At 34.5% G+C, this 14694-nt stretch carries 14 protein-coding genes; 8 read left to right on the top strand and 6 right to left on the bottom strand.

The window, feature by feature from the left end; genetic code table 11:
• The first annotated feature begins 85 nt into the window (after positions 1–85).
• From ACM55F_RS13720 to ACM55F_RS13710, 3 genes are all read left to right on the top strand, one after another.
• Positions 86–877 carry a hypothetical protein gene (locus ACM55F_RS13720; RefSeq protein WP_416854376.1) on the top strand — a complete coding sequence of 264 codons (792 nt, stop codon included), beginning with the start codon at positions 86–88 and terminating at the stop codon, positions 875–877.
• Positions 877–1491: a deoxynucleoside kinase gene (locus tag ACM55F_RS13715; protein ID WP_416854375.1), complete on the top strand. Its 615-nt coding sequence runs from the start codon at positions 877–879 to the stop codon at positions 1489–1491. The genes ACM55F_RS13720 and ACM55F_RS13715 overlap by 1 nt, the downstream gene beginning before the upstream one ends.
• Before the next feature lie 249 nt (positions 1492–1740).
• Positions 1741–2151, top strand: a complete 411-nt coding sequence (locus tag ACM55F_RS13710; RefSeq protein WP_416854374.1) for a hypothetical protein — start codon at positions 1741–1743, stop codon at positions 2149–2151.
• 129 nt (positions 2152–2280) lie between these two features.
• Here the strand turns inward: ACM55F_RS13710 and ACM55F_RS13705 are convergent, their stop codons facing one another.
• The 5 genes from ACM55F_RS13705 to ACM55F_RS13685 all read right to left on the bottom strand — a co-directional run bounded on the left by ACM55F_RS13705 (position 2281) and on the right by ACM55F_RS13685 (position 9758).
• Positions 2281–4743, bottom strand: coding sequence for a sodium-translocating pyrophosphatase (locus ACM55F_RS13705; protein ID WP_416854373.1), 2463 nt, complete (start codon positions 4741–4743; stop codon positions 2281–2283).
• A 111-nt stretch (positions 4744–4854) separates the two neighbouring features.
• Positions 4855–5385: an inorganic diphosphatase gene (locus ACM55F_RS13700; protein WP_039110802.1), complete on the bottom strand. Its 531-nt coding sequence runs from the start codon at positions 5383–5385 to the stop codon at positions 4855–4857.
• 106 nt (positions 5386–5491) lie between these two features.
• Complete coding sequence (locus ACM55F_RS13695; RefSeq protein ID WP_416854372.1) at positions 5492–6094, bottom strand: DNA-3-methyladenine glycosylase family protein; 603 nt, start codon at positions 6092–6094, stop codon at positions 5492–5494.
• Positions 6095–6142: 48 nt separating this feature from the next.
• Positions 6143–8629, bottom strand: coding sequence for a DUF5686 and carboxypeptidase-like regulatory domain-containing protein (locus ACM55F_RS13690; RefSeq protein ID WP_416854370.1), 2487 nt, complete (start codon positions 8627–8629; stop codon positions 6143–6145).
• Positions 8630–8762: 133 nt separating this feature from the next.
• Entirely contained in the window at positions 8763–9758 is a 996-nt protein-coding gene (locus ACM55F_RS13685) for a pyruvate dehydrogenase complex E1 component subunit beta (RefSeq protein WP_416854430.1), read from the bottom strand.
• A gap of 438 nt (positions 9759–10196) precedes the next feature.
• Here ACM55F_RS13685 and ACM55F_RS13680 point away from each other — a divergent pair, with 438 nt between their 5' ends.
• The 4 genes from ACM55F_RS13680 (at position 10197) to ACM55F_RS13665 (ending at position 13739) form a co-directional block, all read left to right on the top strand.
• A complete protein-coding gene (locus ACM55F_RS13680) occupies positions 10197–10943 on the top strand; it encodes an electron transfer flavoprotein subunit beta/FixA family protein (RefSeq protein ID WP_416854369.1) in 747 nt (248 codons plus the stop codon).
• Between the two features lie 107 nt (positions 10944–11050).
• Positions 11051–12019 carry an electron transfer flavoprotein subunit alpha/FixB family protein gene (locus ACM55F_RS13675; RefSeq protein WP_416854368.1) on the top strand — a complete coding sequence of 323 codons (969 nt, stop codon included), beginning with the start codon at positions 11051–11053 and terminating at the stop codon, positions 12017–12019.
• Between the two features lie 141 nt (positions 12020–12160).
• Positions 12161–12790 carry a bifunctional nuclease domain-containing protein gene (locus ACM55F_RS13670; protein WP_416854367.1) on the top strand — a complete coding sequence of 210 codons (630 nt, stop codon included), beginning with the start codon at positions 12161–12163 and terminating at the stop codon, positions 12788–12790.
• A 124-nt stretch (positions 12791–12914) separates the two neighbouring features.
• Complete coding sequence (locus ACM55F_RS13665) at positions 12915–13739, top strand: thymidylate synthase (protein ID WP_416854366.1); 825 nt, start codon at positions 12915–12917, stop codon at positions 13737–13739.
• 82 nt (positions 13740–13821) lie between these two features.
• Here ACM55F_RS13665 and ACM55F_RS13660 read toward each other — a convergent pair whose 3' ends face one another.
• The gene (locus ACM55F_RS13660) at positions 13822–14118 is read right to left on the bottom strand and encodes an isoamylase early set domain-containing protein (protein WP_416854364.1); all 297 of its coding nucleotides are present in this window, start codon (positions 14116–14118) and stop codon (positions 13822–13824) included.
• Between the two features lie 236 nt (positions 14119–14354).
• Here ACM55F_RS13660 and ACM55F_RS13655 point away from each other — a divergent pair, with 236 nt between their 5' ends.
• Positions 14355–14687 carry a 2TM domain-containing protein gene (locus tag ACM55F_RS13655; RefSeq protein WP_416854363.1) on the top strand — a complete coding sequence of 111 codons (333 nt, stop codon included), beginning with the start codon at positions 14355–14357 and terminating at the stop codon, positions 14685–14687.
• Positions 14688–14694: the final 7 nt, after the last annotated feature.

The raw sequence follows: 14694 nt of genomic DNA, 5'->3' as shown, positions 1-14694 counted from the left end.
TTCGACAAGTGCGAATGGTTTTTTTATGCTTTTTGGACATTTGCAAAGAACAAAACATAATTCTTTTTTGTAATTTGCTTGAATTATGAAAAACCTTATTATAGTATTTTTTTTCACCTTATCCTCGATTGCATCCGGGCAAAACCAAAAACTACTTGCTACAAAGATAAATCACATAACTATTGCTGCCGAACAGTTTTTGGGATACGATAAATTTGATTTTTATTACACCATTAAAAATAATATTTTTTCTAAAACGAAAGACAGCGAATCTATAGAATATAAAAACATTGCTTTGGGAAAAATCACAAAAGTAGATTTGCAAAATCCTTTGAAAATTATTTTATTCTACGAAAACTTTAATACCGTTATCTTACTTGACAATCAACTGAACGAAATTCAAAAGATTAACTTTTCAGAACACATAATCCCAATTGTTGTGACCGCTACCGGAATAGCTTCTCAAAATCAATTATGGGTTTACAATAGTTTGAATCAGCAAATTGGACTATACGATTATTTAAAAAATGATTACAAAACCATTTCAACCTCATTTCCGGAAAGCATTAAATATTATCAATCTGATTTCAATACTTTTTATTGGATTGACGAAAAAAATAATTGGTACTCTTGTGACATTTTTGGGAAAATAACAAAGAAGAGAAAAACACCCGATTTTGATTCGATAGAAATCATCAACGATAATCAATTTATCATTTTTAAGGACTCCATTCTGACTATTGAAGACATTGAAAAGAATCAAAAATTTGAAATTGAAATTTTAGAAAAAACGTTTAAAAAATTCTGCTACAAAGACCAAATTTTATCTATTTTTACACTTGAAGGAATTACAAATTATAAAATCACAATACCGTAATGCACATAGCAGTAGCAGGAAACATTGGATCAGGAAAAACAACTTTGACACAATTACTGGCAAAACACTTTAAATGGGAACCCCATTTTGAAGATGTTGTCGATAATCCTTATTTAGATGATTTCTATCATCAAATGGAGCGTTGGTCTTTTAATTTACAAATTTATTTCTTGAACAGTCGTTTTCGCCAAGTAATGCAAATTCGCGAAAGCGGAAAAAAAATCATCCAAGACAGAACGATTTATGAAGATGCCCATATTTTCGCCCCCAACCTTTATTCCATGGGTTTAATGACGAATCGTGATTTTCAGAATTATTCTTCTCTTTTCGAATTAATGGAATCATTGGTGAAACCACCCGATTTGCTGATTTACTTAAGAAGTTCCATCCCAAATTTAGTGGGACAAATTCACAAACGCGGTCGCGAATATGAAAATTCCATTTCTATTGACTATTTAAGTCGTTTGAATGAGCGTTATGAAGCGTGGGTTCATACATACAACAAAGGAAAACTATTAATTATTGATGTAGATAACATTAATTTTGTTGACAATCCGGAAGATTTAGGAACTATTTTAAATAGGATTAATGCAGAACTGAATGGATTATTCTAATCCTCTACTCTCCCGAAGCTTCGGTACTCTTTAAAGGAAAGGGAGAAGAAACTGGAGAAAAAACTTTTAAAAAAATTACATATAACAAAATGTCTCACAATTGCGAGGCATTTTTTATTTTTATATCTTTATACATCAATACTTTAACACAAATAAAAATTAAGCTAATTTACTTTCGCCACCCTTATTTTACCACAATAAAACATTAATCAACTGATTTTTCTGATTATTAATTAAAATTTAAAAATCATGAGACTCAAAAATTTTAAAACTAAAACCGTTTGTTTTTTACTGGTTATTGCGCTTATGCTGCAAAGTTGTAGCGTTTATAAAAAAACGCCTGTGACTTTAGAGGAGGCTGCAACTACAGATCGAAAAGTTTTAGTCATTAAGTCTGACAATACAAAACTCAAATTTAAGAGGATTGAACAAACTGACGGCATCTATTACGGCCTCCTAAAAACCAGAGCTGGAATTGAAAGAATACCACTAACCGAAAGTGATTTAAAAACGATACGTGTTCTCGATAAAACAGCAACAACAGTAGGAAATGTCGCAATTGTTGTCGGTTCCTTGGGGGTTGTTCTTTTAGTTATTGCTGCAGTAGAACTTTCTAATTTAGGTGACGATTGGGGCAATTGGGATTGGGGTACTTATTGAATCTTTATAAAATACTAATCGACGGATTCAAAGTTAAATAAGCTAATTTTATCAGTAATTCATCGGTTGTTATAAAAGCAAAATGCCCTGTTTTCACAGGGCATTTTAACTATCAAATAACTCATTGTTTTATTTCAAAGCATCGATTTTCGCCTGAACTTCTTTCTCAGTACCCTCGAAAACTTGAGTATCCACTTTACCATTTATCGTTGTTGTTACTGTAGCCACAACCACACCATTAGTACTTGTTTTTTGAATTGAAACTTCTTTATACATCATGTGGTGATTTGGCATTGCTGCTGCATTCATATGTTCACAGGTTTTATTTGTACAGCCTTTTGCTTTACATTCTTCCGCTGACATTGAGGTGCATTTTCCTGAAGCCACGCAACAAGACGCTTTATCGGAAATCGTGTGACTTCCACTGCCCAAAATTGGTGCAATTACCAAACCAATTAAACAAGTCAATTTAATCAAAATATTCATTGATGGTCCAGAAGTATCTTTGAACGGATCTCCAACAGTATCTCCAGTAACCGCCGCTTTATGCGCATCAGAACCTTTATACGTCATTTCACCATTAATCATAACTCCTGCTTCAAAAGATTTCTTAGCATTGTCCCAAGCACCTCCAGCATTGTTTTGGAAAACAGCCCAAAGGACACCAGAAACAGTAACTCCAGCCATATAACCTCCTAGCATTTCTGCAATTAATTGATTGTTATCTGAATAAACTAACTTCCCTAGTAAAACAATCGCAATTGGAAAACCAATAGTCAAAATTCCCGGCAACATCATTTCGCGTAAAGCGGCTTTGGTAGAAATATCAACACATTTAGCATATTCCGGTTTTCCAGTTCCTTCCATAATTCCTGGAATCTCCCTGAACTGACGACGTACTTCATACACCATATCCATTGCGGCTTTTCCAACAGAATTCATTGCCAAAGCAGAGAAAACTACGGGTATCATTCCGCCCACAAATAACATGGCTAAAACGGGCGCTTTGAAAATATTGATTCCGTCAATTCCTGTAAAAGTAACATATGCCGCAAACAAAGCCAGTGAAGTCAATGCAGCTGATGCAATTGCAAAACCTTTTCCCGTTGCAGCAGTTGTGTTTCCAACAGAATCTAAAATATCAGTTCTGGTACGAACTTCTTTTGGCAATTCACTCATTTCAGCAATTCCACCCGCGTTATCTGATATTGGTCCGAAAGCATCAATTGCCAATTGCATTGCCGTTGTTGCCATCATCGCTGAAGCAGCCAAAGCCACACCATAGAACCCTGCTAAAGCATAAGAACTCCAAATCGCTGCTGCAAATAAAAGAACGGTTGGAAATGTAGAAATCATTCCGGTTGCCAGTCCTGCAATTACGTTTGTCCCTGCTCCGGTTGAAGATTTTTGTACAATTGCCATAACAGGTTTTGTCCCCAATCCTGTATAATATTCAGTTACTGACGAAATGAGTCCACCAACTGCTAAACCTACAATTGTAGCATAGAAAACACGCATTGAAGAAATTTCTTTAGTCCCTTCTCCGAAGAAATCCATTTTCATCGTTTCTGGTAACATATAATCAACTAAAAAATAACATGCAATTAAGGTTAATCCTATTGAAAGCCAGTTACCCATATTTAAAGCGCTTTGCACTTGCGCTTCTTTTGCATTATCATCAGTAATTTTCACAACCATAGTCCCGATAATAGAAAATAAAATTCCAAAACCAGCGATTGCCATTGGTAATAAAATAGGCCCAATCCCGCCAAAAGCATCTTGAATGTTTCCGCCCATATCTTTGATAACATAGTTACCCAAAACCATCGCAGCCAAAACAGTTGCTACGTAAGAACCAAATAAATCGGCACCCATTCCGGCAACGTCTCCCACATTATCACCTACGTTATCTGCAATTGTTGCAGGATTACGAGGATCATCTTCAGGGATTCCAGCTTCTACTTTACCTACTAAATCCGCTCCAACATCGGCAGCTTTTGTATAAATTCCACCACCAACTCTTGCAAAAAGCGCAATAGACTCTGCTCCAAGAGAAAACCCAGCTAATGTCTCCAAAACAATAGTCATATCATCTGTTGAAGTCCAAGCTCCATTCATAAAAAAGTGGAAGAAGAAAATAAAGAATGTTGTTAAACCTAAAACTGCTAAACCCGCAACTCCCAATCCCATTACTGTTCCACCGCCAAAAGAGACTTTTAATGCTTGCGGTAAACTGGTACGTGCAGCTTGCGTTGTTCTAACATTTGTTTTTGTTGCGATTTTCATTCCCATATTCCCCGCTAATGCTGAGAAAAAAGCTCCGAAAACAAAAGCAACTACTATTAATATATGTGTGGTGGGAACAATAAACGAAATCCCTGCTAAAACGATACTTGCACCAACAACGAAGAAGGCTAATAATCTATATTCTGCATTAAGGAAGGCTAATGCTCCTTCGTAGATATAATCTGAAATCTCTTTCATTTTACCATCTCCGGCGTCTTGTTTTAATACCCAAGCTCTTTTAACCCACATGAACAGAAGTCCTACAATTGCCATAACTATTGGCAAGTAAATCATTATTGTATTCATAAATTTCTTTTGGTTTTTGGTTAGTATTATTAATGCAACAAAACGAATTTAAACAAAAAAGCAATACTCCTAACGGAATATTGCTTTTTTTGTAAAAATTATAGCCTAAAATTATTTAATACTAAATAATCCTTCTGGTTTGTTTTCAATTTGATTAAAACGCTCTGTACATTCTTTAATAATGGCAAACGCTTCATTTACATCTCCCCAACCTTCTACATCAACTTGCTTGTTTTCAAGATCTTTGTAAACTTGAAAGAAGTGTTCAATCTCTTTTAACAAGTGTGGATTAATATCCGATAAATTTTCTAATGAATTCCAAATTGGATCTGAAACCGGTACACAGATTACTTTTTCATCTGGTCCTTTATCATCTGCCATATGGAAAACACCGATTGGTTTTACTTCCATTACACATCCGGGAAAAGTTGGCTCGTTTACTAAAACCAAAACATCTAATGGATCTCCATCTAATGCTAAAGTTTCAGGAATAAATCCGTAATCAGCCGGATACATCATTGACGAGAATAACATTCTGTCAAAACGCATTCTTTTTATTTCGAAATCATATTCGTATTTATTTCTACTTCCTCTTGGTATTTCGATTAAGACATCGAAAGTTGTTAATTTGTCTGCAGTCATTTTAGTTTTTCTTTTCTATATTTATGGGTGCAAAAATAAGTAAAGAATCCCTTTCAGCAATGAAAAAATTAGGTTATCTGTTGATTAAATTGTAACAAACAGCACTTTAGTAAACCACCGTTCTATTTCTTTTGTTCAAATAATGATGCCATAAAAGATAGGTAGCCACGGAACGATACGGACTCCATCTTATAGTATGGACTTCCATATCTTCTTTATTGTGAATATCCAGCAATTCTTTTATGGTATTTACTACCGCAATATCACCCAAGGGTAACAAATCTGGTGCTTGAAGACAAAACATTAAATAGATATCAATTGTCCAATTTCCTATTCCTTTAATCTTGATAAGTTCTTCTCGAACTTGCTGAGCCGTTTTGCTTGGCAAACTTTCCAAATCAATATCCTTATTCAGTATTGCAGTTGACAACGCTTTAATGTAAGACGTTTTTTGGTGGCTTACACCAAGATTCCTAAATTCTTCGTCTGATAAATTAAGAAGTGCATTAGGTTCAACCGTTTTTTCTTTGGTTTTTAATTTTAAAAAAGTGGCCTTGGCTGAATCTATAGATACCTGTTGTTCTAAAATCAATAATACTAAAGTCTCAAAACCCTGAGGCCTTTTAGGAATGGTTGGCATTCCATATTGTTCAATAATTGACTTGAAAATGGTGTCTTTTTCTAAAAGATAGTCGATGGCTTCTTGCATAATCTGATTTTTTTTTAGCCCGTCCTAAAGTTTCGGAAGGAATAGCTCCTAGAAATTAAACCCAAATGACCCTTTTACCGAAAAACGTTTCGTATCAGGCGTATTGAGATAATTACCTCTCCAAGCAAAATCGATACGGAATACTTTGAAGATATTGCCAATTCCGGCACTGTATTCCCAATACCCTTTTTCGGGTGCGTTGTAGACCAAACCAGAAGCATTTATAGCTCTGTTCTCATCTGAAATGCTACCGTAAACGCCTTTTACCGATACGATTTCTCTCCAATTGAGTTTTCGCATAAATGGAATTCTAGAAAAAAATCGGCCATTGAAATTGTGGTTCCACTGGAAAGTAGCGTATTGATCTGACACAAATTCATAAAAATTAAGATTGCTAAAGGTGTTCTCAAGTGTGAAAAAAGTTTGATTTCCCGGAATAACACTCATCAATCCCAAAGGAACGGTTCCAAAAGTTTTCCCCAGTTCCATAATTATATTCGTACGCCCCAATGGCCCAATAATTATCGGTTGCTTGTAATAGAATTGTATCTTATCATATTTGAAATCACTATTCAACAATCCTTTAAAACCATGACTGTAATTGACAAAAAAGCGACTGTAAGGACTGTCAACATTTTCTCTTTCCACAGCAAATCCAATGGTTTTTCTCTTTGGTGTATATTCAACCTGGAAGTTAGCTTCCGATTGCTTAACTTCACTTTTTGTCACACCATTCGCTATATCCGTGTAATAATCCAGGCTAAATGTGGGGGAAGCAGACTCCAGAGTGCGATACGAAATTCCGGTTTGAAATATTAAATTTTTAACCGGCTCTATTTCTACTGCGATATTGCTCAGATTGATATTGGTCAATTTTCCGTTACTACCTGATGAAAAAACAGAAGACGAAGCAAAACTTCTACCCAAAATATCATATGTAGTAGTCAAACTGGCACCAATTTGCTCGATATCACGCCTGTTACCTCCAGACAAAATGATTCTTTTTTTCTTATCGACCATCCATTTACCGGAAAATCCATATTTGAATTTTTCATCCTTAAAACCATAGGCTGTATAGCCTTGCAAACGCCAAGTGTCGTTCGTTCCAAAATAGGTTCTTCCACCTGCTCGCAATCGAGCACCCTCCACTTCATTGTATCCAAAAGTGGAGAAAATGGGACCATAATCAAAATTTCCAAATTGCAAAAATCCGCTGGCCAGAACCTGAACCGTACTGTATATTTGCTTGAATTTCCTAACCGTTTGCAGTGTATCCAGCATTTTATAAACACCCAATTCGTCCTTAGTTAAGTTCTCAAATCGATTCTCGTTCCAGTACTCATCCGATTTGTTATAAACATCAGCATCCATATAATTAACCTCCTCCTTATAGAAAGCAACAGGTTTCTCTTTATTGAATTGATGATTCCTATAGAAAGTGGTTCGCTTTCCGTAAACACCTTTTGATTTTTCTTTTTTGTTTAAAGCAAAATCAGACATTAAATAATCTCGGGTTAATAGAAAAACAGAATCACTGACCACCTCAAATTCCTGCTCCAAATAAATGTCTTTTACCCAATTGATATTGGCACTTTTTGTAACTGCCATATTAATTTTCTTGATGGCAAATGTGGAATCATTCACCCAAAAATCACCTTTGAAAGTCAATTCGTTCTTGCGTCGTGGATAAAATACAATATTATAACACCATTTCTTATCAATGAAAGCACTGTCTTTCAAGACATAATTATAAACATCAATACCCGTTTTGGACAATGGGCTCGTAAAACTTTTGTCAAAAAAAGTTAAGTAGTTATTATAGATATCGTAATTAGAATATAAATCTTTTACAAAAGTCAAAATCTGTTGGTTCCCATTAAAACCAGAAGTCTTATTGGCTTTTATTTTTTCCTTTACTTTTTTTAATTTATTATCTCCGTAAACATCATTAAGCGATTCATTTACAAAAATGGGTAAATACGTTTTACCCGTAATTTTTGAAGTATCCATTTGGTTGAAAATAAACTCCATCCCCTTAAAAAGCTTGCTTTCCATAAAAGTACTATCAATAGAATTCATGTCAAATTCTATTTTCTCATACTTTTCCATTTGATATTGATCAAATAAATACAACCCATTATGACGTTTCCTTTCCCAAATTTTTTTCAGAATATCAAGGGCAGGATTATTTTTTTTTGAAGTTTTACCTGCAAAAACAACTACTTCACTCAAACTCTCGGCTTCATTCAACTGAATTTTGAAATTATAATTCACCTGTTTATCTAAAGTGATTTCTTTTTCGGAAAACCCTACCGAGGATATTATTAAAGTAGTGTAGGTTTTTTCGGATTCAAGGTAAAAGCGACCATCTTCATTGGTAACAATTCCTTCACTCGAGTTCTTGAAAACCACATTGGCAAAAGGAATAGGTTGATCTGTTTTGTCCACAACAATTCCACTAACTTTAGTTTGCGCAAAAAGAACATTTACTGAAACCAGTAAAAAAAATAAGAGAAACAAAAAATTCTTTTTCATAGTCATTCAAAAAAAAACTCCATCAAATATACAATTGATGAAGTTTCAAATATAGGTATTTAGAAATCTAGATTCCCTGAAATTAAGTCTATTGACTGTTAAAGTTTATCTAAAAATAAAAATTTAAAAAAATCTATTTTTTATACAATACTTTTTTAACCGCTTTCACTACATCTCCCGCATTAGGCAACCATTCTTTAAGTAATACTGGAGAGTAAGGCGCAGGAGTATCAGCCGTTGTGATACGCTGGATTGGCGCATCAAGAAAATCAAAAGCACGCTCTTGAACTAAATAAGTTATCTCAGAAGAAACACTTGCAAAAGGCCAAGCCTCTTCAAGAATCACCAATCTGTTTGTTTTTTTAACCGAAGTCAAAATTGTTTCAAAATCCAAAGGGCGAACTGTTCTTAAATCGATAATTTCACAGGAGATTCCTTCTTTGGCTAACTCATCTGCAGCGATATACGCTTCTTTGATGATTTTTCCAAAAGACACGATAGTTACATCAGTCCCTTCACGTTTGATATCAGCAACACCAATTGGAATAGTATATTCACCATCTGGAACTTCCCCTTTATCACCATACATTTGTTCTGATTCCATGAAAATCACAGGATCATTATCACGAATAGCTGATTTTAATAATCCTTTAGCATCGTAAACATTAGATGGAACTACTACTTTAAGACCTGGAGTGTTAGCAAACCAGTTTTCAAGTGCTTGTGAGTGTGTCGCTCCTAATTGTCCCGCCGAAGCCGTTGGTCCACGAAAAACGATAGGCACATTGAATTGTCCACCTGTCATCTGACGCATTTTGGCAGCGTTATTTATTATTTGGTCAATCCCTACTAAACAGAAATTGAAAGTCATATATTCAACAATTGGTCTACATCCATTCATTGCTGAACCTACTGCGATACCTGTAAAACCTAGTTCCGCAATCGGAGTGTCAATCACTCTTTTTTCGCCAAATTCAGCAAGCATTCCTTTAGATGCTTTGTACGCACCATTATATTCTGCAACTTCTTCACCCATTAAGTATATGGACTCATCGCGACGCATTTCTTCACTCATTGCTTCGCAAATGGCCTCTCTAAATTGTATAGTTCTCATAGTTGTATGTTGTATGTATGTAATTTTCGAAAAGCAAAAATAAATATTTTAAACCACTTAAAAGCATAAATCACTTTAAAATAATCAGGAGCCATTTCCGGCTATACGCTATATCTTGTTGTGGTTAAAGGAACCACAACAAGGATACCGCTGCTATCCGGGCTACGAAATCGATGTAGCATTAAAGATTTGTACATCTTAAGCAACTTATCCCCTCAATCTGCACATTAAATGAGAAGTCGAAAACAACAATTTGGTTGCTTTTTGTTTAATTTTTTTCATTAATTCATTCAAATCCATAAGCAACCTTTCTCTTATCAAAAAAATATCCCGCTTTTATTACAAAATTGCGAAATCGTAATAGCATTTGAAAATATTATGCACGCATAGTAAATTATTCGAATTATTATTCTAATTTTGTGAAACAAATTTTGAATAATAAAATCAATACTTATGAAAATATTAGTTTGCATCAGTCACGTTCCTGATACTACTTCAAAGATTAACTTCGTCAATGGTGACTCTGAATTCGACACTAATGGCGTACAATACGTAATCAATCCAAATGATGAATTTGGTTTAACACGTGCCATTTGGTTTCAAGAACAACAAGGTGCAACCGTTACTGTTGTAAATGTCGGAGGACCGGAAACGGAACCAACTTTAAGAAAAGCATTAGCAATAGGCGCAAACGAAGCCATTCGTGTAAACGCAACCCCCAAAGACGGATTTTTTGTTGCTAAACAACTTGCAGAAGTAATTAAAAACGGCGCATACGACGTTATCATAGCCGGAAAAGAATCGCTGGATTATAATGGAGGAATGGTTCCTGGAATGATTGCCGGTATTTTAGGTTATAATTTTCTAAATTCTTGCACAAGCCTTACTGTTGATGGAACTAATGTAAAAGCAATCCGTGAGATTGATGGTGGAAAAGAAACAGTAAGCACTACTTTGCCTTTAATCATTGGTGGACAAAAGGGACTGGTTGAAGAAAAAGACTTGCGTATTCCTAACATGAGAGGAATTATGACTGCAAGAACTAAAGTATTGACTATCCTTGAACCAGTTGAAGCTTCAGTAAACACAAAAGCAGTGAAATTTGAAAAACCAGCTCCAAAATCAGCGGTAAAATTAATTTCTGCTGATAATTTAGATGAATTAATCAATTTGTTACACAACGAAGCCAAGGTAATTTAAGATTGAAGAATTCAGATTTAAGATTGCAGAAAGCAGCATAAATCTAAAATTCAACATTTGATTCACATCAAAAATCTAAAATCGTTAATCTAAAATCTAAAATCATTATGTCAATATTAATATATGCGGAATACGCAGAAGGAAAATTTAAAAAAGTAGCATTCGAATTAGCTTCTTACGCAAAAAAAGTAGCCGAATCACTAGGAACTACAGTTACAGCCGTAACCGTAAACGCCGGAGATGTTTCGGAATTATCAAAATATGGAGTAGATAAAGTATTAAAAGTAAATAACGATAAATTATCAGGATTTACAGCCAAAGCGTATGCTGATGTAATCAAACAAGCAGCTCAAAAAGAAAGCGCTAAATTAATTTTACTTTCATCAACTACAGACAGTATTTACCTCTCCTCACTAGTTGCAGTAGCGTTAGAAGCAGGATTTGCTTCAAATGTTGTTGGATTACCCATTTCAACTTCGCCTTTTCAAGTAAAAAGAAATGCTTTTTCAAACAAAGCTTTCAATATTACTGAAATTGCAACAGACGTCAAAGTTCTTGGACTTGCTAAGAACTCTTACGGTGTTTTTGAAAATACATCTACATTGACTCAAAAAGATTTTAACCCAACAATTGGAGACAATGATTTTGGTGTAAAAGTTGAATCCGTAGAAAAAGGTTCTGGAAAAGTTTCCATCGCTGATGCTGATATCGTAGTTTCTGCTGGACGTGGATTAAAAGGTCCTGAAAACTGGGGAATGATTGAAGAATTGGCTTCAGTTCTTGGAGCTGCAACTGCTTGTTCAAAACCCGTTTCCGATTTAGGATGGAGACCTCACGGAGAGCACGTAGGACAAACGGGAAAACCTGTTGCTACTAACCTTTATATTGCTATAGGAATTTCTGGAGCCATTCAACACATTGCAGGAATCAACTCTTCTAAAGTAAAAGTGGTTATCAATAGCGATCCCGAAGCACCATTCTTCAAAGTAGCTGATTACGGAATTGTAGGAGATGCTTTTGAAATTGTCCCAAAATTAATTGAGAAACTTAAAGCGTTTAAGGCTCATCAGTCATAATTCAATAAATCTCTTCAAATTGCTGCCTAAAAATTAAGATATTTGTATCTTTGCTCTTAGGCAGCAATTTTTTTGAATAAAAAATGCGCCTAATTTTTTATTAAAAAAATAAGTACGTCGTACTTTTCCATTTTCACAACTATGAGCTTAGTTAAATTATCCATAAAGGGGATTTCATATAGTCAAACCCAAAACGGAGCGTATGCTTTGATTTTGAATGAAGTTGACGGTGAAAGAAAATTGCCTATCGTCATAGGTGCTTTTGAAGCCCAATCTATTGCTATTGCTTTAGAAAAAGAAATCAAGCCTCCTCGCCCTTTGACACATGATTTATTCAAAAATTTTGCTGAGCGTTTTGATATTATTGTAAAACAAGTCATTATTCACAAACTGGTAGATGGTGTTTTTTATTCCAGTATCATTTGCGAAAGAGATAAAATTGAAGAGATAATAGACGCCAGAACTTCCGATGCTATTGCTTTAGCATTACGATTCAATGCCCCAATTTATACTTATAAAAACATCCTTGATAAAGCTGGAATTTATTTGAAAGCAAATCCTTTGGAAGCGAATAAAGATTCACAGGAAATCGATGATGTGCTTTCAAATCCAGATACTTTTGGTCGTGAAGAAGAAAGCAATCAATCCGGACATACGTATTCCAAACACAGCCTACAGGAATTGAACGAGTTACTTGATCAAGCTGTAGAACATGAAGATTACGAAAAAGCAGCTAAGATTAGAGACGAAATTTCGAAGAGAGAATCATAAATTGGTGTTAGGCACTAGGTTTTAGGTGTTATCCAGAGCGATTACAATCAAAAATAAATTAAGTGTACTAACCATAGAACAGGAATTTTAACAGTCCCAAAACCTCACACCTAATACCTTAAGAATGAAGCAATATTTAGATTTAGTGCAACACGTTATGGAAAACGGTTGTCAAAAGGGAGATCGAACCGGAACAGGAACAAAAAGTGTATTTGGATATCAAATGCGTTTTGACCTAAGCGAAGGTTTTCCGATGGTTACCACTAAAAAACTCCATCTAAAATCTATTATTTACGAATTACTCTGGTTCCTGAAAGGCGATACAAATATTAAGTATCTTCAAGAAAATGGAGTGAAAATTTGGGATGCCTGGGCAGATAGCAATGGAGATTTAGGACCAGTTTATGGCCACCAATGGCGCAACTGGAATAGCGAAGAAATAGACCAGATTACGGAACTAATTACAGAACTAAAAACCAATCCTAACAGCCGTAGAATGCTCGTTTCAGCGTGGAATCCTTCTGTACTACCGGACACGAAAAAATCTTTTGAGGAAAATGTAGCCAACAATAAGGCGGCTTTACCTCCTTGCCATGCATTTTTTCAATTTTATGTTTCCGATGGAAAATTATCCTGTCAATTATACCAACGAAGCGCCGATATTTTCTTGGGTGTTCCCTTTAATATAGCTTCCTACGCATTGCTTACCATGATGATTGCACAAATTTGTGAATTACAGCCAGGCGAATTTATTCACACTTTTGGCGATGCACATATTTATAACAATCATTTTGAACAACTGGAATTACAATTATCACGTGAACCAAAACCATTGCCAAAAATGATTTTGAATCCTGAGATTAAAAATATTTTCGATTTTGGCTTTGAAGATTTCACACTTGAAGGTTACGAACCACACCCCCTAATAAAAGGAAGCGTTGCCGTGTAAAACGGCATAAATGATGTTTAAAATTCCAATTCCCAATAAAAAAATAAAGAAAATCCGCTTCTCAGCGGATTTTCATATTTGATTAGATAGACAAAACGCTATTTTCAGTACCAGCAAAATCATTCCATACAAATGAATCAGCTTCCGGTTCATTTACGAACTCACCATCTATAATATATTTAAACTCATAAGACGCATCTTTGTTCAAGTCGTAAGTAGCTTTAAAAGTTCCGTTTTTTAATTTACTCAAAACACCTTCGGCTAAATTCCAATTATTGAAATCACCAACCACTGATGCTGTTGTAGCTTGCTTTGCTTCTACTGAAAATGTAACTTTACAAACTGGTTTTGTTTTTACAAATTGTTTCTTAATTGACATAACTATTTCATTTTTAGAATTATGTAACAAAGAAAATAAATTCAAATGAACTTTCAACAAAGCACATGAAGATTTAAGAGAATGACATAAACAATGTTAATTTTCGAATAAATCCTTAATTATCTAAGTGTTAATTTTTATATCCTAAATAAGAAAACGTTTTCTTACTAAATAATCCCGAATCAAAATTGTGCCTTTTCAAAATAAAATTTATCTTTATAAACAAAATTTAACCTATGGAAAAAGATCAACACGAACAATATGAGTATGCTAGACGACGAATTAAGCAAAAAAAGAGATTGTATTTCCATTTTGTTTTATTCCTTTTAGGAAGTTTCTTTTTATTTGTAGCCAATAAATTTTTTGCAATTGATGTAGAGGCAGATTGGTATATTTGGGGAATTACTATCTGGTTTTTTATATTCATATTACATTTCATAAAAGTTTACATTACAGACCGTTTTATGAATAAAGATTGGGAAAGAGAACAGATAGATCGGCTTGTTGCACTTCAGCAAAAAAAAATTGACCAATTGCAAACAAAAATTAACGAAGAATCCTCTATATAAAAATTAA

Origin of the sequence: Flavobacterium melibiosi, assembly GCF_048158545.1 — a bacterium.
Classification (GTDB): Bacteria; Bacteroidota; Bacteroidia; order Flavobacteriales; family Flavobacteriaceae; genus Flavobacterium; species Flavobacterium melibiosi.
The sequence above is the reverse complement of the archived record's forward strand: the minus strand, read 5'-3'. Positions and strand labels throughout refer to the sequence as shown.